Genomic DNA, 22,060 nt, shown 5'->3' on the forward strand with positions numbered 1-22,060 from the left:
TACGCCCCATGGACGCGTTTGTGGCGGTAAAGGCCCAACGGGTCCTGATTAACTCACTTAAGCTCCGAACCGGACCGGCAGCCAAAAGTTCAGCGGGATTTGCTGGCCGGCAGCGGGGAATCAAACCCGTCGAACGGTGGTCAACCAGACAAGCACGACTCAAGCCACTTGCGTCCTGGAGGCACCACCCGATGACCATTCCCATCCCGGCCGAAACACCCGATCCGAACATCGACGACCCCAACCTGCCGCCACCGGGTCCCGATCCCGAGCCGATTCCGGAAAAAGACCCGCCGCTGGACCCGCAGCCGCCCCAGGGCGATCCGCCAAGCGAGGCGCCGCCGGAGCGGTTTTAAAGCCTAGCCGCAGTTAACCTGCGGGAGCGAGCTTGCTCGCGATAGCGTCAGGTCAGCGAAGCCAGAGGTGACTGACACATCGCTATGGCGAGCTAGCTCTCCCACAAGGACCTTGCGCACAGCCCGGCGGATGCCTTACAGCTTCTCATCCCTCTCCAGTGCCCGAACAATCACTGGCATCACACTGAAGATTGCCAGCGCCAGAACGGTGCTGAGCACCGCCGTCGCTTCCCGGCCGAGCCCGGCGGCGACGCCGATGGCGGCGGTCATCCACAGGCCCGCGGCGGTGGTCAGGCCTTTGACGTGGCTTTCATCTGCATCCGTGTTTTTCAAGATGGTACCGGCGCCGAGGAAACCGATCCCGGCGACAACGCCCTGTATCACCCGGCTCATCGCATCGGCCTCTGACCCCGACATTTGCGGCACCAGCACGAACAGCGCGGCGCCCAGCGCCACCAGCATGTGGGTGCGCACCCCGGCGGCCTTGCCCTTGTGCTCACGCTCGAACCCCAAAATGCCTCCCAACAGTGCAGCCATTACCAGGCGCACCGTCACCCGCGTCATTTGCTGGGCATCGGCGATGTCGGCGAACTCCGCTTGCAGGGTCATCCAGACTTCATCCCACCACGAATCCATGAACGTTCCTCTCTTCACTCGATAAACGATTGACCGCAAGCGATGCGAGACGTGCGACCGCTGATCAGCCACGAAGAACCCTGCCGATCGGGAGGCGCCTAACGTTCAGGCATACAGGAAGGAGCAGTACCATGACTGTACGTATCGATGACCACCAGACCTGCCATTTCGACACCGCCAACGGGCCGGAACTTCGCCCGGCCAGCGAGCTGACCATCATCACCGACCCGGACAAGGCCATGTCGGCGGTGGAGCTCAATGGCGGGCGGGTCTACCTGACCGAAGCGCAGGTCGATGCCCTGATCGTGGCTGGGGCGGCTGACGGGCGGCAGAATCTGAAGGCGACGGACGGGGATTCGGTCATCTGACGGCTCGTTTGGCTCTTATTTCTGATCTTGCGTTGCTTTTGATTTTGCTTTGCTTTGATCTTGCGTTGCTTTTGATTTTGCTTTGCTTTGATCTTGCGTTGCTCTTGATCTCGCTTCGGCTTTTGATCTTGAACGCCCCGTTAACCACGCTGGCCGAACGCAGGTATTGCGTAGTGGGGCGAAGCCTTTTTTGCTTACTTTTTTTGGCGTCTGAAAAAAAGTAAGCCGCCGTAAGGGCGGAACCGTCAGTAGCAATTACCGCAGCAACGGATATAAACACCATCCCAAGAACGAAGCCCACAATCCGTGAGGTGCATCAAACTGGCGCAGCGCAAGGCTCTTCACCCCATCTGATCCGGTTTTTATCAACCCACCTGAGCCTGTTATGCAAACAGTTCAATGGTCATAGTGCCCCAGCCAGATAGCGGCTGATGAGCGACCGACCATGAGCGAAAGAATCCCCGCCCAACTGATACAGACCTTCGACCCCACGCCCACAAAAACAAAGTCCAGAACCACCGACAACCTGATCCACACCCGCAGCTTTACCGGCTTGTTCCGCACCTTGCGCATCAGCGGTGCCGGCATTCTGTTCCTGTTGTTCTTCGGCACGGTATGGCTGAACTGGGGCGGCCGCCAAGCGGTGCTCTGGGACCTTTCCGAGAGCAAGTTCCACATCTTCGGCGCGACCTTCTGGCCCCAGGATTTCATCCTGCTGTCCGCCCTGCTGATCATCGCCGCGTTCGGCCTGTTCGCCATCACCGTGTTCGCCGGGCGCGTGTGGTGTGGCTACACCTGCCCCCAAAGCTCATGGACCTGGATCTTCATGTGGGTCGAGAAAATCACCGAAGGTGAACGCAACCAGCGCATCAAACTCCAAGCCGCGCCGTGGGACTTGAACAAACTCCTGCGGCGCTCGGCCAAGCACACCTTGTGGCTCGTCATCAGCCTGCTCACCGGCCTGACATTCGTCGGTTATTTCACCCCGATCCGCCCCCTGGCCGAGGAACTGCTGACCTTGCAGATCGGCGGCGTCAGCCTGTTCTGGGTGCTGTTTTTCACTGCGGCCACTTACCTCAACGCCGGCTGGCTGCGCGAAGCGGTGTGCATGCACATGTGCCCTTACGCACGGTTCCAGAGCGTGATGTTCGACAAGGACACCTTGACCATTTCCTATGACGTGGCCCGTGGTGACATTCGCGGGCCACGCAAACGCGAGGTCAATCCCGCCGATGTCGGACTGGGTGACTGCATCGACTGCCAGATGTGCGTGCAGGTCTGCCCCACCGGCATCGATATCCGCGATGGCTTGCAAATGGAATGCATTGGTTGCGCGGCGTGCATCGACGCCTGCGACTCGATCATGGACAAGATGGGCTACGCCCGTGGCCTCATCAAGTACACCTCCGAGCATCAACTGCAAGGAGGCAAGACACATCTGCTGCGGCCACGGCTGGTGGGCTACACGGCGGTGCTGCTGTTCATGATCGGTGCCCTGGCGGTGGCGCTGGCGGAGCGCCCCATGGTGTCGCTGGATGTCAGCAAGGACCGTGGGCTGTTCCGTGAAAACAGCCAGGGCCAGATCGAAAACATCTATAGCCTGAAAATCATCAACAAGACCCAGCAACACCAGGCGTATGAATTGTCCCTGGTGGACGGCGACGGCTTTGTCCTGCAAGGCAAGACACGCCTGAGCCTGGCGCCGGGGGAAATCGTCGACGTGCCAGTCTCGGTGGCGATGCTCAGCGAACGGCCACGCAGCGGTTCCCAGGAAATGACCTTCAAGGTTGCCGACAGTGACGAGCAGCAAGTCTACAGCGTGGCCAAGAGCCGTTTTGTCGCGCCGATGAATCGGTGACCCTTTAAGATGCAATGTCCCTTATGACCGGGCCCGCCATGAAACGCTACGAAAAATTCGCCGACGACATCGCTGAACTGATCCGCTCCGGCATGCTGGGGCCCGGCCAGCGCGTGCCGTCGGTGCGCTACGCCAGCCAAACGTACGGCGTCAGCCCGTCCACTGTTTTCCAGGCCTATTACCTGCTGGAGCGACGCGGCCTGATCCGGGCCCGGCCGCGTTCCGGTTATTTCGTCAATAATCTTGCACCGCGCCCGTTCTGCGAGCCGGTCATCAGCAGCCAGGTGCAAGAGTCCACTGAAGTCGATGTCAGCGAACTGGTGTTTTCGGTGCTCGACTCGATCAAGGATCCCGCCACCGTACCGTTCGGCTCTGCATTCCCCAGCCCCATGCTGTTTCCGTTGCAGCGGCTGTCCCGCTCGTTGTCCAGCGCGACCCGGGACATGGACCCACGCGTGGTGGTGACCGACATGTCACCGGGCAATCCTCAACTGCGCCGCCAGATCGCCTTGCGCTATATGGTCGGTGGGCTGATGTTGCCCATGGAGCAATTGCTGGTCACCAACGGCGCCCTGGAAGCCTTGAACCTATGCCTGCAAGCGGTGACCGAGCCCGGCGACCTCGTGGCGATCGAAGCCCCTGCGTTCTATGCCAGCCTGCAAGTGCTGGAAAGGCTGAAGCTCAAGGCCGTGGAAATCCCCGTGCATCCGCGTGACGGGATCGACCTGGACGTGCTGGAACAGACGCTGGCGCGCCATCCGATCAAGGCGTGCTGGTGCATGACCAGCTTCCAGAACCCCATGGGCGCCACCATGCCCGAGGCGCGCAAGCAAGCGTTGGTGGAGCTGTTGCGCCAACACCAGGTGCCGTTGATCGAGGACGACGTCTATGCCGAACTCTATTACGGCCAGCAGGCTCCCAAACCAGCCAAGGCGTTCGACACCGAAGGGTTGGTGATGCATTGCGGTTCGTTCGCCAAGAGCCTGGCCCCGGGTTATCGCGTCGGCTGGGTCGCCGCCGGGCGCTATGCGCAGAAGATCGAACGGCTCAAGCTCATGACATCCCTGTGCGCCTCGATGCCGGCCCAGGCCGCGATCGCCGACTACCTGCAACACGGCGGCTACGACCGGCACCTGCGCAAGCTGCGCTACGCCCTGGAAGAACAGCAAAGCGCCATGCTCGCCGCCATCGGCCGCTATTTCCCGCCCCAGACCCGCGTCAGCCAGCCGGCGGGCGGCTATTTCCTCTGGCTGGAACTGCCGGAGCAGATCGACTCGCTGAAGCTGTTCCAGATGGCATTGGCGCAAGGCATCAGCATCGCCCCCGGGCCGATCTTTTCACCGACCCAACGTTTCAGGAATTGCATCCGGCTGAACTATGGCGGGCCTTGGACTGAGGCGTCGGAAAAGGCGATGGAGACATTGGGGCGGATTATCCGGTCGTTCTAATATTTGGTTTGCCAGCACTACCGCCATCGCGAGCAAGCTCGCTCCCACATTTGGAACGCAATCCCCTGTGGGAGCGAGCTTGCTCGCGATGAGGCCAGGGCAGACCGCCCAGTTCTCAGCGCCCACCACCAAGGTCAACAAACGTCCCCGTCGCATACGAAGCCTTGTCCGACAGCAACCAGATAATCGCCTCCGCCACCTCATCCGGACGCCCGCCTCGCGCCATGGGAATCGCCGATTCCAGCTTGCTGACCCGCTCAGGATCACCACTGAGGGCGTGGAAATCGGTGTAGATATAACCCGGGCGAACGGCGTTGACGCGAATGCCTTCGCCGGCCACTTCCTTGGACAGGCCTACGGTGAAGGTATCCAGTGCGCCCTTGGAGGCCGCGTAGTCGACGTATTCCCCCGGCGCGCCCAAGCGGGCGGCAACCGACGAGACGTTGACGATGCTACCGCCCTGCCCGCCATGGCGGGGCGACATGCGCAGCACCGCATGCTTGGCACACAGGATCGGCCCCAGCACATTGGTCTTCAAGATTTTGAGAATGCGGAACTCGGACATTTCATCGAGCCGGGATTTGTGGGCGACCGTACCGGCGTTGTTCACCAGGGCGGTGACACGGCCCAATTCGGCGTCGACGCGGTTGAACAGGCCGACCACCTCATCTTCGATGCTCACGTCGGCCCGCACCGCAATGGCCTGCGCGCCCTTGGCCCGGACCTGTTCGAGGATGTCCTGAGCGGCGTTTTCATCGGACTGGTAGTTGATGCAGATGTGATAGCCCTGATCCGCCGCCAGCAGCGCCGTGGCCGCTCCGATCCCGCGCCCGCCACCAGTGATGACGATGACTTTATCCACGCTTGCTCTCCCGTTCCACGCAAACACGTCGGGCCCAAGAATAGCGTTGACCCGACGATTTGCACAACGCGGCCGGTTTACCGGGGCGATGACACCGACTGGCGAGCCAGTGCGCGCAGGTCCAGGCGCCCGTCCAGCAGCGGCGGGCACCAGTAATACCCGCCAGTGATCGGCCGGCTCATGCGGTACAAACCATCGGTAATGCCGTCTTCGAGGCCGCTCATGCGGCGCAGTTGCGCTTCGAAGGCATCCAGGGAGAAACCGAACGCCAGGAACATCAGCCCAGCGCGATCGCCTTCGATCCACGGCATGGAACGGCGCACGACGAAAGCCTCCGGTGCAAAGCTTTCCTGGGCCGTGCGCTTGACGTGGGCCGACTCCGGCGCCTCTTCGATTTCCTCGTTGTCGCTCAAGCGACGGCCCATGATGTTGTCGCGTTCGTGGGGCTGCATCGCCGCGAACCCGTCCAGATCGTGCTGCCACTGCTGGATCGCGGCGAAGCTGCCACCGCGCAGTCCGTCGGCGCCCTGGGCCAGGGCAGCGGCGACGGCCGCGTCATCGTGGGGGTTCTCGGTGCCGTCTTCGTAGCCGGTCAGGTCGTGGCCGGTCATATGGCGGAAGGTTTCGTTCATTTGCACCAGGCGCAGGGCCGGCGCCAGGGCCGCTTCGATGGCGCGGCTGCGGTGCAGCAGCTCGCCGCGATCCTCGCCATGCAACCAGCACCACAGCGCGTGCTGGGTCGAGGGATTATCGACGCCGACACCGGCCAGGGCAGGAAATGCCCGCAGCCCCTTGACCTCGGCGCCCAACGCTTGCACCAACGACTCGCCAAACCCGACAACCGCGCGGCCATCCAATTGCAGCAACAATTTATCGATCGCAGCCGGCAGTGCCTCGACCGATTCCAGGGCAAAAAACAGATGACGGGCCTGAGGCGGAACAGGGGTGGCGAGAATGCCGGGCTGGTAGTAACTCATGGGAACTCCTTCGGAAAGAGTCGCGAGTTTACCCGGCGGCCGCCGCTTTGTGTCGTTTCGCTTGAGGACAGGACCCTTCGGCCGACGGGACCGTTTTGTGGGAACGCTCCCACGTCCCTGTCAGACAGCTCGGAACCCAGCCTGCATCCGTTGCTGCGGATTGCCGGGCAGCAAAAAACGCCCTAGATTGACCGTCCCTCAAGGAAGGCCAACGAGAGCGGTCCATCATGCACATTGCCAAATCGATACTCGCCGGGAGCTTTTTCCTGATCCTTTCTTTTACCGGCGTCGCCCAGGAACGCCTTGAAGAAACTGTCGATGCCGTTATCCAGCCCCTGATGAAACAGCAGGACATCGCGGGGATGGCGGTGGCGATCACCCACAACGGCCAGCGCCAGTTCTTCAATTATGGCGTTGCCTCCAAGGACACGAGAAAGCCCGTCACCGACCAGACCCTGTTCGAAGTCGGCTCGATCAGCAAGACCTTCACCGCCACGCTCGGCGCCTATGCCCAGGCCCAAGGCAAGTTGCAATTGTCGGATCCCGCCGGTCGCTATGCCCCGCAGCTGAACGGAGCAGCGCTGGCAAACACCCGCCTGCTTGATCTCGCTACCTACACGGCGGGCGGGCTGCCTTTGCAGTTTCCCGACGATGCAGACCATGCCGACAGGATGTTCAGCTATTACAAGTCCTGGAAACCGCTCTACCCGACCGGCACCCAACGGCTCTACTCGAACCCGAGCATCGGCCTGTTTGGCCATCTGGCGGCCCGCGCCCTGGGTCGGTCATTCGATGACGTGATGGAACAAACGCTGATGCCGGGGCTGGGCCTCAAACACAGTTATGTACGGGTGCCGCAAGACCAATCGGGCCGATACGCCCAGGGCTATGCAAAGGATGGCAAGCCCGTGCGGGTCGGACCTGGCGCCTTGGATTCCGAGGCGTATGGGGTGAAGACCAGCTCAGCGGACCTCATTCGTTTCGTCGAGGCCAACCTGCGACCGCAAAAGCTGGACGAAGCCTTGAAGCAAGCCATCGCCACGACCCACATGGGTTTCTATCGGGTCGGCGGGATGACCCAGGGCTTGGGCTGGGAGTTCTACCCTGCCCCGTTCACCGTGGATGACCTGCTCGCCGGCAATACCCCGCAGATGGCCCTGACCCCACAGAAAGTCGAACCGCTCAACCCGCCCCGCCTGGCGCCGGACGGCAGCTGGATCAATAAGACAGGCTCTACCAACGGCTTTGGCGCATACGCGGCGCTCGTGTCTGGAAAGGATTTGGGGATCGTGATGTTGGCGAACAAGAACTACCCGATCGAAGAACGGATAAAGGCCGCGCACAAAATCCTGGCGGCATTGGAACGACAATGAAGTCTGCTTTTGTGGCGAGGGGGCTTGCTCCCTCGCCACGTAAATTCGGCGTTATAGAGGGTCAATCCTCCAGCGCCTTCGGCGCGGCCGCGGGCTTGGTGGGCTTGGCCGCCTTGCCCGGCTTGGCGCCTTTCGCGTCCTTGGCCGGCGCGGGTTCTGGCTCGGGTAGCGGGGTTGGCGCCACGGCTTCCTTTTCAGCCGCAGGCAATTTGTCGACAGCATCGAACAGCTCGCTCAATGTGATCGCGCCGGAATGCTCAAGCTTCTTTTCCCCATCCTTGCCCACCAGGATGATCTTGGGCAGCGCACCGGCTCCCAGCTTGAGAGAACGGATCAGTGCCATGGTGCTTTGCGGGTCCAAATCCTTGCCATCACGTTTCCCGATGGTGTTGAAAACGGTGTAGAGCATCATGTTGCGTTCGGAGAATCCCTGCTTGCCCTCTGGCTTTTCGAGCTCTGCTTTCAACGTGGACCATGCAGGGTCGACGGAGCTGGGCGCGATAATGATCAAGGGGCGGGTCTTGCCCACCTCCGCCACCAGGGGCGAGTCGCCATCAGCGGCGAACAAGGGGCCAGCAAAGGCCAGCAAGGTAGCGAAGGTCAACGACCGAATAAGCATGCGCCTCTCCTTTTGATATTTACGCTGTACTGATTGCACATGGCGGCGATTGTTCCGCGAGAGTCGCCCGTTACCGCAGCTGCCTGCCTTGAAGCTTAGGCCACCGGCCCCATAGCGCAACCGCGTCACGAGGCGCTCAAAGGCCGAATGGGAAGGTGTCTTCCTCGTGCTCAAGCGTGTGAGGTGTTGGCAATGGCGTGACCGCTTCGGTCTGCTCGAACCAGAGCCAGGCATCGAACTGCTCGGCCAATACGGCTTCGAAGTAATGGCTCTGGCGTTCGGTTTCAGGGCGGTAGATCACGCCGATAGCGCGTTCGAGCAGGGGCTCGGACAATGCGTCCAGCAGTGCCTCGTCAGGATTAGTCCGCCAGTCCGTGAGCGATGCGCGAACACCCGTATTCAGGAATTCCCGCTCCCAACTGCCGGCCAGCGCGGGCAGCACCTGCTTGATTTTCATCGGTGAGTCCCAATCGTCGGCCGCCGCCACGCTGCCACGATTGGTGCCCATGCCCAGCAGCACCGCGTCGCGGCCGTAAGCCATGCGGCATAACTGGCCGATATTGAATTCACCTTCCCAACCCATGCGAGTCGCGGCGGCATTGCCGATGTGGGAGTTGTGCGCCCAGACCACCGCTTTCGCATCGGGGCCACGATGTTCCATCAGGCTCTGCAGGGTGTCGAACATGTGCCGGTCCCGCAGGTTCCAGGACGATTTTCCGCCGCGATACATGGCCCGGTAGTACTGTTCGGCGGCGCGCACGACCCGGGCGTTCTGGATGGCGCTGAAGAAACTCTCGTCATCCTCGATCAGGGGATCGAGGCGCTCGGCGAGCAGCGTATTGAGCTGCTCGACCACCGCGTCCTCGCAGGTCGCCAGGTTGCCGCGTTCGGTGAAATGACCGTAAAGCGCCGGGTCGTCGTGCCAAGGCGTCAGGCAACCATAACGATGCCGGGCGCCGCGGGCCAGGTGGGGGTGTGCCTTATCGAGGTAGTTGAGCACTTCGTCGATCGAGTGCCGCAAGCTGTAGACGTCGAGGCCGCGAAACTCCACGCGCCGATCGCCCGGCTGCTCCAGGTTGTAATCGCGCAACCAGCGGACGAAGGACTGTACGTCGGTGTTGCGCCACATCCAGCTTGGAAACCGGGCGAAAGCCTGCTGTTTCCAGGCCGAGGGTCCGAGGTCACGCACGCAGCGGTCGATTTGCCCGGCGTCGGGCCAGTCGGCTTCGACGGCGACGATCCCGAAGCCGTGATGCTCGATCATGTGCCGGGTGATGGCCGCGCGGGTGCGGTAGAAGTCATGGGTGCCGTGGCTGGCTTCGCCGATCAGCAAGACCTTCGCGTCGGCAAAGCGATCGAACATCTCGCCAAACGCCGGGCTGTCCTCGGCGGGCAGCGGTTCGGCGTGATGACGCAGAATGTCGGCGATGTCGGAGCGAGGTTCGACGCGACGACGGCGCAGGCGTTGCAGCAGATCTCTGGCTGGGCTGTTCATGGATCGTGGCCTCATCAGTACCTGGTTTACAGGTATGACTATGCCTATCGGCCCATGACTCCGAGCAAATCAGAACGCCAGTTTGAAGCCGATCATCGCCAACATCACCGCCAGGCAAGGGCGCAGGAGTTCATCGGAAATACGTCCCGACAAATGGCTGCCCAGGTAAATGCCCGGCAGTGAACCGATCAGCAAGAAGCCGAGGATGTGCCAGTCCATGTTGCCCATGCTTGCGTGGCCCAGGCCGGCCACCAGGGTCAGCGGCACGGCGTGGGCGATCTCGGTCCCCACCAGGCGCCTGGTGACCAGGAACGGATAGAGGATGAACAGCGCGACAGTGCCCAGGGCGCCGGCGCCGATGGAGGTCAACGCGACCATCGTGCCCAGCACCAAGCCGGTAATCACAGTGAGTACGTTGAGCCGTGAGCCGCTGGGGTTGTAGTGGCCGCCGGCGCGATCGTGGGCGAATTGGAGCAGGCGTTTCTTGAACAGGATCGCCAGGGCAGTGGCGAACAACACAAAACCCAGTGCTTGCTTGATGACTGCGTTCATCGCGTCTGGCGAGCTGTTCAGGCTGCTGAGGAACCACAGGGTCAGCCCGACCGCCGGCACGCTGCCCAAGGTCAGCCAACCGGTGATGGACCAGTCGATATTGCGGTTCTTGGCGTGAACCAGCACGCCGCCGGATTTGGTAATGGCCGCGTACAGCAGGTCCGTACCCACCGCCGTCGCGGGGTTGATGCCGAACCACAGCAGAATGGGGGTCATCAGCGATCCGCCACCCACGCCGGTCATCCCGACGATGAAACCGACCACCAGGCCCGCTACGACTAAACCGAAATTACCGAAATCCATCAAACCCGTCTCAGCGCGACCGCGTGAAAAATCTGGCCGCGAGCATAGCGATTTTTCTTATAACCCCCTATATCGATGTGATCTATCTTTATTCCATTTTTGATCACTGGACGGGCAGGAAATTGAGGAACAGCAGGCTCTGTGCATAGTTGAGCCCTATCCGCCGGTAGCGCTCGTCGAGCATCTGCGTCAGCAGGTCCAGGCGTGCAACGATTTTCCCGAACTCGACGGCAAAGCTCAGGTTGCTGCCCTCCTCCGAGATTTCGTTGGAAAACAGCATCGGCGAGCCGTCCTTGTTCTGCCGCTGGCCCAGCAACCAGGTTGCCTTTTCGATGTTGCGCGCAGCGTTGCTGACGAAGCGCGGATCGATGGTGTCGGTCATGTAGAACTCCAGGCGATTGCCGTGGGCCGTGACCAGCATGCTGCCAATGGCGTAGATGAACGCACCGACCCTATCACCAAGGAACTCGGGGCTCATGGCATAGCTCAGGGCCGCCAGGTCCTTTTTATTGCCCAAGGTCGGCAAGGGCTGCTGTTGCTCGATGGCTTGGCGCACTTGCTTGACGGCGACGCGGACGTCGAGGAAGCCCGACTTGCGCAATTCTTCCGGGTTGCGCAGGTAAAGTTTGTGCATCAGCAGGTAAAGGCTCTGCAAGTTGTCGTGCATCGAGAGCGTGGCCATCCGGTCCACGCTGGTCTGCAAGAATTCCTGGGGCTTGGCGTTGCTGAACTGCGTAACCATGTCCTGGCCTTGCTGGTGGGTGCAGCCGCCGCTGAGCAACAGCAACAGGCCCACCAACAGCAGGTTGCTGCGGCGTGGCGACACCATCACGGAAAGTAAAACACCGGCCATCGAATCTCGTCTGGACATTGGGAAGCGGTGGGGCTCGCCGCTTCCTGGCCATGGATAGAGCGGAAAAAACCCTAAAAGTGCAGTGCCTTACCCGAGAGTTGACGTCCGGTCACGATTCGCCTCGATCAATTAGTCTTACTTTTTAATTGATAAATCTCAATTTATAGCTATAAATCCCTTCTCCACCCGCAAATAGAAAGACTACTGAACAGAAAAACCTTCATCGCTGTCCGACCAATTAACGGACTCGACCCGCGTTAAAACAACAAAAAAACAACAGGAAGGAAGGTCACACTCATGCTTGAATCCAGACACCTGCTCTCGGCCCTCGGAGTTTCTCTGATGATTGCCACCTCTTCACAGGCCGCCGGCCTGACCAACGAACGCGTTGCTTTCGGTAAGACCGACGACGGCACGGCGGTTGAAAAATATGTGTTGCGCAACAGCAACGGCATGGAGGCTACCGTCATCACCTATGGCGGGATTCTCCAGTCGCTGATCGTGCCGGACAAAAACGGCATGACCGACGACATCGTGCTCGGCTTCGACGATGTCCAGGGCTACCAGAAGAATGGCAATGTATATTTCGGCGCGACCATCGGCCGCTTCGGCAATCGCCTGGCTGGCGGCGCGTTCGAGTTGGATGGCAAGCGCTACCAGGTGCCGCAGAACGACAAGGACAATTCGCTGCACGGCGGGCCGCAAGGGTTCGACAAGCGTGTCTGGAAAGCCGAGCCGAGCAACGACAAGGACTCGGTCGGCGTGACCCTGACTTACCTGTCGAAGGACGGCGAGATGGGGTTTCCCGGCAATCTGAAGACTGACGTCACCTACAGCCTCAACGACAAGAACGAACTGCGCATCGACTACAAGGCCACCACTGACAAACCGACCGTACTGAACCTGACCAACCACAGTTATTTCAACCTGGCGGGTGCAGGCAATGGCGACATCCTCAAGCAAGTCGCGACCTTGCACGCGTCCCGCTACACACCGGTGACCGCCAAGCTGATTCCCACCGGCGAGCTGGCGCCAGTGGCCGGCACGCCGATGGACTTTACCAAGCCAACCGCCATCGGCACCCATATCAAAGCCGATCATCCGCAGTTGAAGTTCGCCGAGCCAAAACAGGGTGGGTTTGACTTCAACTGGGTGCTCGACGCCAAGGGTGACGTAAACAAACTCGCCGCCGACGTCCAGGATCCGAAGTCCGGGCGACGGCTGCAGCTCTTTACCACCGAACCCGGTGTGCAGTTCTACACCAGCAACTTCCTCGATGGCACGGTCAAGGGCAAGCAAGGCAAGGTCTATCCGCACTGGGGCGCGTTTACCCTGGAGACCCAGCACTTCCCCGACTCGCCGAACCAGCCGGACTTCCCGACCACGCGGCTGGATCCGGGCCAGACCTACACCCAGGCCATGGTGCTGAAGTTCTCGGCGGAATAACCCTCCTGCCAACCGAGCGTTCCCACGTTGCGCGTGGGGACGCCTCCCGTGGCGCTTTGCGTCATGCATTTCGGCCCTAGAGCATCCCGCTGCATTGCGGCGCGAATCAAACCTGAACGCCTGGTCTATTCTGCTGCCACAGCTTAATCGACCCGCACGACAGGAGATGCGAATGAGAACTCTGGAGTTGGCCGGCGTGTCCGTGCCGGTAATCGGCCAGGGCACTTGGCGCCTGGGTGAAGAACCGTCCCATCACAAAAAAGAAGTGGCTGCCCTGCGCTTGGGCATTGAAATGGGCATGACCCTGATCGACACCGCCGAAATGTATGCCGAGGGCGGCGCCGAAAAAGTCGTTGGCGAAGCGATCACCGGGCTGCGTGACCAAGTGTTTCTGGTGAGCAAAGTCTACCCCCACAACGCCAGCCGCAAAGGCATTCCGCTGGCCTGCGAGCGCAGCCTGCGGCGGCTCGACACCGATTACATCGACCTTTATCTGCTGCACTGGCGTGGCCAATACCCGCTGGAAGAAACCGTCGAAGCGTTTGAACGACTTCGCGAAGAAGGCAAGATCGGGCGCTGGGGCGTGTCGAATTTCGACGTGGACGACATGGAAGAACTGAACGCGCCCGACTGCGCCACCAACCAGGTGCTGTACAACCTGCAGGAGCGCGGCATCGAATACGACCTGCTGCCCTGGAGCCAGCAACGGCGCATGTCGATCATGGCCTACTGCCCGGTCGGCCAGGGTGGGCAGCTGCTCAGGGATCACACCATGCAACAAATCGCCGAGCGCCACCGCGCGACACCGGCGCAGATTGCCCTGGCCTGGCTGTTGCGCCAGGACAATGTGATCGCCATTCCCAAGGCCGTGCAGCCTGAACATGTGCGCCTGAATGCCGAAGCGGCGAATCTGCAACTTGAGTCCCAGGATCTGGCGGCACTGGACCTGGTGTTTCCCAAGCCCCAGGGCAAGCAGCGGTTGGCGATGGTTTAGCTTGGGGAATCGAAGGTTCTGTGGCGAGGGAGCTTGCTCCCGCTGGGGTGCGAAGCGGCCCTCGCTTTAGGCGGCTGCTGCGCAACCGAGCGCGAGCAAGCTCCCTCGCCACAAGAGCATTGCCCTCCAACCCATCACTCAGCGGCATCAGAACAACCCCATCTGCCCCCCGACCAAAGTCGAAAAATCATCGTCCACAAACGGCAGGATTGCATCCGCCACCGGCTGTAGTTGCTTAGTCACGTAATGGTCGTAATCTATCGGCGCGCTGCGGGTTTCCAGCGGCTCGGGGCCGGCCACGGTGATAACGTAGCTGATCCAACCGCCGTTCTGATACTGCCGAGGCCGACCCTGGCGTTCGTTGAACTCGTCGGCGAGCCGAGCGGCCCGTACGTGGGGCGGCACGTTGCGTTCGTAGTCATCCAGGGGGCGGCGCAGGCGCTTGCGGTAGACCAGACGCTCATCGAATGTACCGGCCAGCGTCTGGCGCACGTAGTCGCGCACATAATCCTGATACGGCTGGCGATGGAAGATCCGCCCGTAAAGCTCCTGCTGGAACTGCCGGGCCAGGGGCGACCAATCGGTGCGCACGGTTTCCAGGCCCTTGTAGATGATTTCATCGCTGCCGTCGGCGCGGGTCACCAAGCCGGCGTAGCGCTTCTTGCTGCCCTCCTCCGCGCCGCGGATGGTCGGCATGAGGAAACGCTTGAAATGGGTTTCGAATTGCAGCTCCAGCGCGCTCTCCAGGCCGAACTCGTCACGCACGTGTCCGCGCCACCACCCGTTGACGTAAGCCACCAGTTCCCGGCCAATCGCCGCGGCTTCTTCCTGGCCATGGGACCGGCGCAGCCAGACGAAGGTTGAATCGGTGTCCCCATAGATCACCACATGCCCCCGGGCTTCGATCAACTGCCGGGTGCGTTGCATGATCTGATGACCGCGCAGGGTGATGGACGACGCCAGGCGCGGGTCGAAGAAGCGACAGCCACTGGAGCCGAGCACTCCATAAAACGCGTTCATGATGATCTTCAGCGCCTGGGACAAGGGCGCGTTATGTTCGCGCTTGGCGGTCTCCCTGCCTTCAGCGACCCGCGCCACGATGGACGGCAGGCAGTGTCGGGTACGGGAGAACCGCGCCCCGCGAAAGCCTGGGACAGACTCGTGCTCGCCCGGATGGCGCAGCCCCTCGATCAGGCCCACCGGGTCTATCAGAAAGGTGCGGATGATCGACGGGTACAGGCTCTTGTAGTCGAGCACCAGCACCGATTCGTAGAGCCCCGGCTGGGAATCCATGACGAACCCGCCAGGGCTGGCCTCGGGCGGACGCTGGCCGAGGTTCGGCGCAACGAAGCCCTGGCGGTGCATCAGCGGCATGTAAAGGTGCGTGAACGCCGCCACCGAACCACCGCTGCGATCGGCCGGCAGGCCGGTGACGCTGGCGCGCTCCAGCAGGAACTCGAGCAGATCGGTCTTGGCGAAAATGCGCGTCACCAGCTCGCAGTCCTTGAGGTTGTAGCGGGCCAGGGCCGGCTTGTCCTCGGCGAACATGCGGTTGATCTCGTCCATGCGCTGGTACGGGTTGTCGATGGACTTGCCTTCGCCCAGCAGGGTCTGCGCGACGTTCTCCAGGCTGAACGACGGGAAACTCCAGGTCGCCGAACGCAAGGACTCGATCCCGTCGATGATCAACCGGCCCACCGCCGAGGCGAAGAAATGATTGTTGCGCGCGCCATGCTCGCGCCACTGCATTTCCTCACCGCCACGCCCCAGGCGCAGCGGTACGGCCAACCGACGAGCATGCTCATGCAGCACGCGCAAATCGAACTGCACCAGGTTCCAGCCGATGATCGCGTCGGGGTCGAAGCGGGCAAACCACTCATTGAGCTTCTTGAGCAGCAGCGTTCGGGATTCGCAATATTCGAGTTGGAAATCAACGTCGCGATCATCGCCGTTCGGTGGACCGAGCATATAGACCTGTCGCTCGCCGCAGCCTTCCAGGGCGATGGAGTACAAATCGCCCTGGGCGGTGGTTTCGATGTCCAGGGACACCAGCCGCAGCGGTGGGCGGTACTCGGGAGCCGGTTTCATCTGGGCGTCGAGCAGCACGCCGTCGGCCGATGGCGTGCCACCGAACCACACCGGGGCGGTGATGAAGCGCTCCATCAGGTAGCGCTCCGGTGGCCGGATATCAGCTTCGAACACGTCCACGCCGGCGCGCCGCAGCGTGGTGTCCAGGCGCATCAGTTGTCCATGCTGTCGACAATACAGGCCCAGCACCGGGCGATGCTCGAAATCCAGCAGGTCCAGGGGACGCAGCTCGATGTCCTTCTCCCCTTGCAACAGCGCTTCGGCCTGGCCGCGCTGCACTTGCGGCACGAACGCCACCGAAGGCTGCACCGGCAGGCGCACGCGCCGGGGGCCGGCATCGGTCGCCAGCCAGAACTCGACTTCGGTGCCCGCCGGGGTATCGCGCCAATGCCGGGTCAGGACGAAGCCCTGCTGTAGATCCACCGCTGAAACCTCAAAACTTGCATGTGCGCTGATTCTACCTGTGGCGAGGGGATTTATCCCCGCTGGGGTGCGCAGCAGCCCCTCAAGCAACTTGCATCAGATGAATGTCGTGTCGACATTTTTGGGACTGCTGCGCAGCCCAGCGGGGCGGCGCGACGCTTCGCTAAATCCCCTCGCCACAACGGCGGATGACTTTAGATAGGAGTGAATTCACCCGCCATGACGCTTTTGGACGACTGACTGCCGCTTTATCGCTTGCCCTTCGCCGTTGGGTCTACGATTCTTTTACCACCCGCAAAAAACGACACCCGAGGCCTCCCCATGAAAACCGTCGCGCAGTTGCTCCGGATAAAAGACGAGAAGAACCAGCAAGTGCACACCATTTCACCGGACGACATGGTTTTGCAGGCCCTGATGCGCATGGCCGAGAAAAACGTCGGTGCCTTGCTGGTGGTGAAGAACGACGAGGTGCTGGGCATCATCAGTGAGCGTGACTATGCGCGCAAAATGGTCTTGCACGGGCGCTCATCGGTGGGCACGAAAGTCAGCGACATCATGGTTTCGCCCGTGATCACCATCGATCCCCATCAGAACGTCGAGACGTGCCTGAGCATCATGACTGAAAAGCACTTGCGGCATTTGCCCGTCGTGGAGGACGGCAAGCTCGTCGGCCTGTTGTCCATCGGCGACCTGGTGAAAGAGGCCATTGCCGAACAAGCAGACCTGATCCGACAACTGGAGCAATACATTCGCGGCGAATGATCGGCTCGGGCGGGTTGCTCATTTGCGACTCACTTCTATATTGAAGGAGTTGCCCCGCCGAGCATCCCCATGGCCGTTACCGAACGACTGATCATCTGTGAACATTGCGATGCGGTGTACGAGCCGGTTGAGCTCGCCCCGCATCAAAAAGCTGCGTGCGTGCAATGTCACGCCGTGATCCAGCGCTACAACGGCCTGACCATCGAACAGCGCTTGGCCTTGACCATCACTGCGGCGGTGGTTTGGGTCTTCGCCAACGTTTATCCGGTGATGAGCATCCGCCTCCAGGGCTTGAGCAACAGCGCGACGCTGTGGGACTCCGTCGTTGCCCTGAGCCAGGGCCCCATTACCTTCATCGCCCTGGTCGCCGCCGTCGCGATCATCATCGCCCCGGCCTTCCAATTGGCGCTCCTGCTCTGGGTGCTGGGCTACGCCTATTCCAAACGGCGGGCACCGGCTTTCAGCCTGTGCATGCGCAGCCTGGAAACCCTGCGGCCGTGGAGCATGCTGGAGGTGTGCCTGCTGGGTGCGTTGGTCGCGGTGATCAAGCTTGCCGGCCTGCTGGATGTACTGCCCGGCATCGGCCTGTTCGCCCTGGCGGCCTTGAGCCTCTTGATGATCCGTATTGCCGGCCGTGATGTCCGCGACCTTTGGGCCACCCTGTGAACGGGCCATTGCCAGGCAACCCGCCCCGGGCCGGCGACCTGAACCTGTGCCTGTGCCACAGCTGCGGCCTGGCGTGCGACATGAGCAACGAGCCCGAGACGTGTCCGCGCTGCGATGCCGCCCTGCACCGGCGCAAACCCGATACCCTGACCCGCACCTGGGCCTACATGCTGGCGGCGCTGGTGTTCTATATCCCGGCGAACCTGCTGCCGGTCATGAACACCCAGATGCTCGGCGATGGCGCGGACAGTACGATCATCAGCGGCGTTCTCGAGTTCTGGAACAGTGGCGCCTGGGACATCGCCCTGATCATCTTCATCGCCAGCATCGCCGTACCGGGCATCAAGTTCGTCGTGCTGACGCTGCTGCTGGTGACCGTGCAGCGGCGCAGCACTTGGGCCCAGGTCCAGCGAGCGAAGCTGTACCGGCTGGTGGAGGTCATCGGCTACTGGTCGATGCTTGATGTGCTGGTCGTAGCGTTGGTGGCGGCGCTGGTGAAATTCCAGGCCCTGAGCGACATCGAACCGCGACCGGGAATACTGTTCTTCGGTCTCGTGGTGCTGTTTACCATGCTGTCGGCCATGAGTTTCGATCCACGGCTGATCTGGGATACCCAACCATCCGAGGAGGTCATGGATGAAGTCGCAAGCCACTGATGGACAGCCCGCACCGGGCCGGGCCCATGTCACCAGCCGTCGCTGGACGGTGTCACTGGTATGGATCGTGCCCATCATCGCCGTGCTGGTGGGGGTGTCCCTGGTGGTCCATAACTGGCTGCAGGAAGGGCCGACCATCACCATCACCTTCAAGACGGGCGAGGGCCTCACCGCGAACAAGACCCCGGTCAAATACCGCAACGTGGTCATCGGCCAGGTCACCGACGTGCAACTGAGCGCCGACCAGAAGAATGTGACCGCCACCGTCAAGCTCGCCAAGACCGCGGACACGTTCACCCATGAAGACTCGGTGTTCTGGGTGGTCCGGCCGCGTATCGGCGCCGGCGGTATCTCCGGGATCGATACCTTGCTGTCCGGGGATTTCATCGGTGCCGACGCCGGCCACTCCACCGTGCGCGCCAAGTCCTTCACCGGCCTGGAGGCCCCGCCCCCCATCACTTACGGAGAGCCGGGCAAGCGCTTTACCCTGCACTCCCAGGACCTCGGTTCGCTGGACATCGGCTCGCCGGTGTACTTGCGCAAGATCCCGGTGGGCCAAGTGGTGTCCTATGCCCTGGACGCCGAAGGCAAGGGGGTCAATATCGAAGTGTTCATCAATGCGCCTAACGATGCCTACGTCACCGAGAACACCCGCTTCTGGAACGTCAGCGGTGTCGATGTGAACGTCGGCGCCAACGGTTTCGCGGTCAAGACCGAATCCCTCTCCGCCCTGCTGGTCGGCGGCATCGCCTTCAGGGCCCCGGAGTACAGCCCCAACGACACGCCCGCGCCCGAAGACAAGAATTTCGAGCTGTTCGCCGACCAACAGAGCGCCCTCGCCCCGCCCAGTGGCAAGGCGCAATTCCTGGCCTTACGCTTCGACCAGGCCTTGCGCGGCTTGCGCGTTGGGGCCCCGGTGGAGTTTCTAGGCATCGAGATCGGCCGTGTCGTCGCCATGAACCTGGATTTCGACGAAAAGCAGCGCACGTTCCCTATCAATGTCGGCATCGTGATCTACCCCCAACTGCTGGGAAAGGCCCACGAAAAACTGCTCAAATCGCTGGATTACGATCCGGAAGACGAAGCCGCCGCTGCCCGGCTGGTGGGCAGTTTCGTCGAACGGGGCCTGCGCGCCCAGGCTCGCAGCGGCAACCTGCTGACCGGGCAGTTGTATATCTCCCTGGATTTCTACCCCAAAGCGGAAAAGGTCGCCTTCGACCTCGCCGCCCGTCCCCTGCGGATCCCGACGATCCCGGGCAGCCTGCAGCAATTGCAGGAACAGCTGCAAACGGTGGTGGAGCGCATCAACAAGCTGCCGCTGGAGAGCATCGCCAGCAATCTGGACGGCAATCTGGTGGAGCTGCGCAAAGGACTCTCGCAATTCAACAACAAGACCCTGCCGGGCGTGCAAAGCACCTTGCAGGACGTGAGCAAGACCCTGCAATCGGCGAATTCTACGTTGGCGGAAGACTCGCCGCAGCGTGAACAGCTGACCCAGACCCTGGATGACCTGGGCCGCATGTCCCGTTCGCTGCGCGAGCTGTCGGACTACCTGAGCCGACATCCTGAATCGCTGCTTCGCGGCCGTCCGAAGGACGCCCCGGCGCAAAACCTGACTTTTCCGGTGAAAGAATGATGACAGGAGCACGCTCGATGCCGCTGACGCTGAGATGTTCGTTGATTGCCCTGGCGCTGCTCCTCGGCGCCTGCCGCAGCGACCCTATCCACTATCACACCCTGAGCCCGGTCCAACCGGCGGGCCAGGTGCATGCGGGCGTGGATATCCAGATCGAGCAACTCAGCGTTCCACCGCAAGTGGATCGCACCCAGATGGTGATTCGCCAGGGCGACAGCGGGTTGGCCATCCTCGAAACCGAATGGTGGGGCTCAAGCCTGGCGGACGAACTACGCAGCAGCCTTGACGAGCAATTGAGCAACCCCGGTGCGCCAAAGCGGTTGCTGCGGGTCGACGTGCAGCGCTTCGACTCGATTCCCGGTCGGTATGCGCGCATGGACGTGCAATGGCGACTGCGCACGCTGGGCAGCGACGCCCACGCCCTCACCTGTCGCAGCAGCCTGCAAACACCGGCCACGGGCAATATCGACGACTTGGTGAAGGGGCATCAAAACAACGTCCGGCAGTTGGTCGACCTCGTGGGGCAAGCGGCATCGCGCAACGCCTGCCCCTGATTCAATCGGGCCAATGCAGTGAAAGCACTGGAGCGACTCGCGGGTGGTGGTCGATACGCGCCAGCAAGGCATGGAACTCAGGGCGGGCATTGAGCATCGCTTCCCGGGTTTCGACCCATTTCGTGATCACCGCCGCCAGGATATCCAGCGCGCCAGGCTCGGCGCCGCCGAGAAAGGGTGACGCTGCAAACTGGTCGGCAAACAGAGCCCAGTTGCGATACAGGCGCTGTTTCGTGCCCGACACCAGACGTTCCTGGGTGACTTCGTCCGCATCAGGCAGCCAGCGCTGGGGGAAATCGATAATGCCAATGGGTGTGTAGCAGTTGGCGGCGATATAGACCAGGCCACGTATGACCTGCGCGCGTTGGGCCGGATCCTCGGGCAACAGTTTTGATTCTCGGAAAGACAACCCCAAGTGAATCAGGATCGCCGCCGCCTCGGTCAACACCGAGCCGTCCGGCAGTTGCAGGGTCGGGACCTGCTTCTGAGGATTCAACGCCTCGAGTTCTTTCGCGGCCTCGTTGTCCTCGGTCGAATAGGTATCGACGCGTCGATAAGGCACCCCGCATAGGTTCAAGGCGACCTCGACAGCTGCCGAGCCGGACTGGCTGTGACCGAATAACTGGTACATGCACCTGCCTCCTGCAAAAGGGATTATGCCGGTAGAGCTTCCTGGTTCGTGAGTGTTCCATCAATCTGACTGACACACCTGCAACGAGCTATCACCGCCGTCGATGTTCACCATCACGTCAATGAAGTTCTCATGCTCCCTGCCCGGCGCAACAATGGCCCCACACAAACAACACACCCCGGAGCACACCATCATGAAACGCCAAATCATCCTCAGCTTCGCTTTCTCGGTACTGGCCGCCAACGCATTCGCCGCCACTTCCCAACCCGTCGTTGCCGAAGGTGGCTCCGACCGCCTGATCGAAAGCCGCGTCGCCGAAGGTGGCTCCGATCGTCTGCTGGAACGCCGCGTCGCCGAAGGTGGCTCCGATCGTCTGCTGGAACGCCGCGTCGCCGAAGGTGGCTCCGATCGTCTGGCTCAGAACCGTGCATGAGTGGTTTTCACGCAATGCCTGACCCGGTTCCAAACGACGTTCAATACGAGTCATGGCGAGGACAGCCCCTT

Annotated in this window: 21 protein-coding genes and 1 pseudogene; 13 read left to right on the forward strand and 9 right to left on the reverse strand. The window is 61.6% G+C overall.

Annotated elements, in window-relative coordinates; translation table 11 throughout:
* The first annotated feature begins 191 nt into the window (after positions 1 to 191).
* Positions 192 to 356 carry a hypothetical protein gene (locus J3P76_RS15515; RefSeq protein WP_434610768.1) on the forward strand — a complete coding sequence of 55 codons (165 nt, stop codon included), beginning with the start codon at positions 192 to 194 and terminating at the stop codon, positions 354 to 356.
* 135 nt (positions 357 to 491) lie between these two features.
* On the opposite strand, the gene J3P76_RS15520 is transcribed toward J3P76_RS15515, so the two are convergent.
* Positions 492 to 992 (reverse strand): MgtC/SapB family protein, encoded by a 501-nt coding sequence (locus tag J3P76_RS15520; protein WP_434610766.1) that lies wholly within the window; start codon positions 990 to 992, stop codon positions 492 to 494.
* A gap of 131 nt (positions 993 to 1,123) precedes the next feature.
* Here J3P76_RS15520 and J3P76_RS15525 point away from each other — a divergent pair, with 131 nt between their 5' ends.
* From J3P76_RS15525 to mapR, 3 genes are all read left to right on the forward strand, one after another.
* A complete protein-coding gene (locus tag J3P76_RS15525) occupies positions 1,124 to 1,360 on the forward strand; it encodes a DUF3203 family protein (RefSeq protein ID WP_420764554.1) in 237 nt (78 codons plus the stop codon).
* 445 nt (positions 1,361 to 1,805) lie between these two features.
* A complete protein-coding gene (ccoG, locus tag J3P76_RS15530) occupies positions 1,806 to 3,218 on the forward strand; it encodes a cytochrome c oxidase accessory protein CcoG (protein ID WP_434610764.1) in 1,413 nt (470 codons plus the stop codon).
* A gap of 38 nt (positions 3,219 to 3,256) precedes the next feature.
* Positions 3,257 to 4,666, forward strand: coding sequence for a GntR family transcriptional regulator MpaR (mapR, locus tag J3P76_RS15535; protein WP_420764556.1), 1,410 nt, complete (start codon positions 3,257 to 3,259; stop codon positions 4,664 to 4,666).
* A 115-nt stretch (positions 4,667 to 4,781) separates the two neighbouring features.
* Here the strand turns inward: mapR and J3P76_RS15540 are convergent, their stop codons facing one another.
* Together J3P76_RS15540 and J3P76_RS15545 are read right to left on the reverse strand one after the other, a co-directional pair.
* On the reverse strand, positions 4,782 to 5,528 hold the full coding sequence (locus J3P76_RS15540) for an SDR family oxidoreductase (protein ID WP_434610761.1): 747 nt from the start codon (positions 5,526 to 5,528) through the stop codon (positions 4,782 to 4,784).
* A gap of 77 nt (positions 5,529 to 5,605) precedes the next feature.
* A complete protein-coding gene (locus tag J3P76_RS15545) occupies positions 5,606 to 6,505 on the reverse strand; it encodes a Dyp-type peroxidase (RefSeq protein ID WP_434610760.1) in 900 nt (299 codons plus the stop codon).
* 227 nt (positions 6,506 to 6,732) lie between these two features.
* Here J3P76_RS15545 and ampC point away from each other — a divergent pair, with 227 nt between their 5' ends.
* Positions 6,733 to 7,878 carry a class C beta-lactamase gene (gene ampC, locus J3P76_RS15550; RefSeq protein WP_434610758.1) on the forward strand — a complete coding sequence of 382 codons (1,146 nt, stop codon included), beginning with the start codon at positions 6,733 to 6,735 and terminating at the stop codon, positions 7,876 to 7,878.
* 61 nt (positions 7,879 to 7,939) lie between these two features.
* Here ampC and J3P76_RS15555 read toward each other — a convergent pair whose 3' ends face one another.
* The 4 genes from J3P76_RS15555 to J3P76_RS15570 all read right to left on the reverse strand — a co-directional run bounded on the left by J3P76_RS15555 (position 7,940) and on the right by J3P76_RS15570 (position 11,700).
* Positions 7,940 to 8,497 (reverse strand): DUF4174 domain-containing protein, encoded by a 558-nt coding sequence (locus J3P76_RS15555; RefSeq protein WP_420764833.1) that lies wholly within the window; start codon positions 8,495 to 8,497, stop codon positions 7,940 to 7,942.
* Between the two features lie 136 nt (positions 8,498 to 8,633).
* Positions 8,634 to 9,992, reverse strand: coding sequence for an erythromycin esterase family protein (locus J3P76_RS15560; protein WP_434610755.1), 1,359 nt, complete (start codon positions 9,990 to 9,992; stop codon positions 8,634 to 8,636).
* 69 nt (positions 9,993 to 10,061) lie between these two features.
* Positions 10,062 to 10,847: a sulfite exporter TauE/SafE family protein gene (locus J3P76_RS15565; RefSeq protein ID WP_434563435.1), complete on the reverse strand. Its 786-nt coding sequence runs from the start codon at positions 10,845 to 10,847 to the stop codon at positions 10,062 to 10,064.
* A gap of 103 nt (positions 10,848 to 10,950) precedes the next feature.
* A complete protein-coding gene (locus J3P76_RS15570) occupies positions 10,951 to 11,700 on the reverse strand; it encodes a hypothetical protein (RefSeq protein ID WP_420764562.1) in 750 nt (249 codons plus the stop codon).
* Positions 11,701 to 11,997: 297 nt separating this feature from the next.
* On the opposite strand from J3P76_RS15570, the gene J3P76_RS15575 reads away from it, so the two are divergent.
* Positions 11,998 to 13,146 carry an aldose epimerase family protein gene (locus J3P76_RS15575; RefSeq protein WP_434610751.1) on the forward strand — a complete coding sequence of 383 codons (1,149 nt, stop codon included), beginning with the start codon at positions 11,998 to 12,000 and terminating at the stop codon, positions 13,144 to 13,146.
* A gap of 172 nt (positions 13,147 to 13,318) precedes the next feature.
* A complete protein-coding gene (locus tag J3P76_RS15580; protein ID WP_434610749.1) occupies positions 13,319 to 14,140 on the forward strand; it encodes an aldo/keto reductase in 822 nt (273 codons plus the stop codon).
* 147 nt (positions 14,141 to 14,287) lie between these two features.
* Here the strand turns inward: J3P76_RS15580 and J3P76_RS15585 are convergent, their stop codons facing one another.
* On the reverse strand, positions 14,288 to 16,651 hold the full coding sequence (locus J3P76_RS15585) for a DNA polymerase II (protein ID WP_434610746.1): 2,364 nt from the start codon (positions 16,649 to 16,651) through the stop codon (positions 14,288 to 14,290).
* 321 nt (positions 16,652 to 16,972) lie between these two features.
* Between J3P76_RS15585 and J3P76_RS15590 the strand changes: the two genes are divergently transcribed.
* From J3P76_RS15590 to J3P76_RS15610, 5 genes are all read left to right on the forward strand, one after another.
* Positions 16,973 to 17,413 carry a CBS domain-containing protein gene (locus J3P76_RS15590; protein ID WP_030138503.1) on the forward strand — a complete coding sequence of 147 codons (441 nt, stop codon included), beginning with the start codon at positions 16,973 to 16,975 and terminating at the stop codon, positions 17,411 to 17,413.
* A 69-nt stretch (positions 17,414 to 17,482) separates the two neighbouring features.
* Positions 17,483 to 18,079, forward strand: coding sequence for a paraquat-inducible protein A (locus tag J3P76_RS15595; RefSeq protein WP_434610743.1), 597 nt, complete (start codon positions 17,483 to 17,485; stop codon positions 18,077 to 18,079).
* The gene (locus J3P76_RS15600; protein ID WP_434700942.1) at positions 18,076 to 18,735 is read left to right on the forward strand and encodes a paraquat-inducible protein A; all 660 of its coding nucleotides are present in this window, start codon (positions 18,076 to 18,078) and stop codon (positions 18,733 to 18,735) included. Before J3P76_RS15595 ends, J3P76_RS15600 begins: the two co-directional genes overlap by 4 nt.
* Positions 18,716 to 20,371 (forward strand): intermembrane transport protein PqiB, encoded by a 1,656-nt coding sequence (locus J3P76_RS15605; protein ID WP_434700943.1) that lies wholly within the window; start codon positions 18,716 to 18,718, stop codon positions 20,369 to 20,371. The genes J3P76_RS15600 and J3P76_RS15605 overlap by 20 nt, the downstream gene beginning before the upstream one ends.
* Before the next feature lie 17 nt (positions 20,372 to 20,388).
* Positions 20,389 to 20,925 carry a PqiC family protein gene (locus tag J3P76_RS15610; RefSeq protein WP_434563419.1) on the forward strand — a complete coding sequence of 179 codons (537 nt, stop codon included), beginning with the start codon at positions 20,389 to 20,391 and terminating at the stop codon, positions 20,923 to 20,925.
* Between the two features lies 1 nt (position 20,926).
* Here the strand turns inward: J3P76_RS15610 and J3P76_RS15615 are convergent, their stop codons facing one another.
* Positions 20,927 to 21,556 carry a glutathione S-transferase family protein gene (locus tag J3P76_RS15615; RefSeq protein WP_420764570.1) on the reverse strand — a complete coding sequence of 210 codons (630 nt, stop codon included), beginning with the start codon at positions 21,554 to 21,556 and terminating at the stop codon, positions 20,927 to 20,929.
* A gap of 193 nt (positions 21,557 to 21,749) precedes the next feature.
* Here J3P76_RS15615 and J3P76_RS15620 point away from each other — a divergent pair.
* Positions 21,750 to 21,983, forward strand: a pseudogene (locus tag J3P76_RS15620) (hypothetical protein); the annotation flags it as partial.
* Positions 21,984 to 22,060 lie beyond the last annotated feature (77 nt).

Origin of the sequence: Pseudomonas sp. D1-36 (genome assembly GCF_051132205.1) — a bacterium.
Lineage (GTDB): Bacteria > Pseudomonadota > Gammaproteobacteria > Pseudomonadales > Pseudomonadaceae > Aquipseudomonas.

Excerpts from the sequence above, each read along its gene's own strand:
- J3P76_RS15580 (WP_434610749.1), top strand. The coding sequence starts at position 13,319 with ATGAGAACTCTGGAGTTGGCCGGCGTGTCCGTGCCGGTAATCGGCCAG.
- J3P76_RS15610 (WP_434563419.1), top strand. The coding sequence starts at position 20,389 with ATGCCGCTGACGCTGAGATGTTCGTTGATTGCCCTGGCGCTGCTCCTC.
- J3P76_RS15520 (WP_434610766.1), bottom strand. The coding sequence starts at position 992 with ATGGATTCGTGGTGGGATGAAGTCTGGATGACCCTGCAAGCGGAGTTC.
- J3P76_RS15555 (WP_420764833.1), bottom strand. The coding sequence starts at position 8,497 with ATGCTTATTCGGTCGTTGACCTTCGCTACCTTGCTGGCCTTTGCTGGC.
- J3P76_RS15570 (WP_420764562.1), bottom strand. The coding sequence starts at position 11,700 with ATGGCCGGTGTTTTACTTTCCGTGATGGTGTCGCCACGCCGCAGCAAC.
- J3P76_RS15545 (WP_434610760.1), bottom strand. The coding sequence starts at position 6,505 with ATGAGTTACTACCAGCCCGGCATTCTCGCCACCCCTGTTCCGCCTCAG.
- ampC (WP_434610758.1), top strand. The coding sequence starts at position 6,733 with ATGCACATTGCCAAATCGATACTCGCCGGGAGCTTTTTCCTGATCCTT.
- J3P76_RS15515 (WP_434610768.1), top strand. The coding sequence starts at position 192 with ATGACCATTCCCATCCCGGCCGAAACACCCGATCCGAACATCGACGAC.
- J3P76_RS15560 (WP_434610755.1), bottom strand. The coding sequence starts at position 9,992 with ATGAACAGCCCAGCCAGAGATCTGCTGCAACGCCTGCGCCGTCGTCGC.
- J3P76_RS15575 (WP_434610751.1), top strand. The coding sequence starts at position 11,998 with ATGCTTGAATCCAGACACCTGCTCTCGGCCCTCGGAGTTTCTCTGATG.
- J3P76_RS15595 (WP_434610743.1), top strand. The coding sequence starts at position 17,483 with ATGGCCGTTACCGAACGACTGATCATCTGTGAACATTGCGATGCGGTG.
- J3P76_RS15615 (WP_420764570.1), bottom strand. The coding sequence starts at position 21,556 with ATGTACCAGTTATTCGGTCACAGCCAGTCCGGCTCGGCAGCTGTCGAG.
- J3P76_RS15590 (WP_030138503.1), top strand. The coding sequence starts at position 16,973 with ATGAAAACCGTCGCGCAGTTGCTCCGGATAAAAGACGAGAAGAACCAG.
- J3P76_RS15565 (WP_434563435.1), bottom strand. The coding sequence starts at position 10,847 with ATGGATTTCGGTAATTTCGGTTTAGTCGTAGCGGGCCTGGTGGTCGGT.
- mapR (WP_420764556.1), top strand. The coding sequence starts at position 3,257 with ATGAAACGCTACGAAAAATTCGCCGACGACATCGCTGAACTGATCCGC.
- J3P76_RS15525 (WP_420764554.1), top strand. The coding sequence starts at position 1,124 with ATGACTGTACGTATCGATGACCACCAGACCTGCCATTTCGACACCGCC.
- J3P76_RS15605 (WP_434700943.1), top strand. The coding sequence starts at position 18,716 with ATGAAGTCGCAAGCCACTGATGGACAGCCCGCACCGGGCCGGGCCCAT.
- ccoG (WP_434610764.1), top strand. The coding sequence starts at position 1,806 with ATGAGCGAAAGAATCCCCGCCCAACTGATACAGACCTTCGACCCCACG.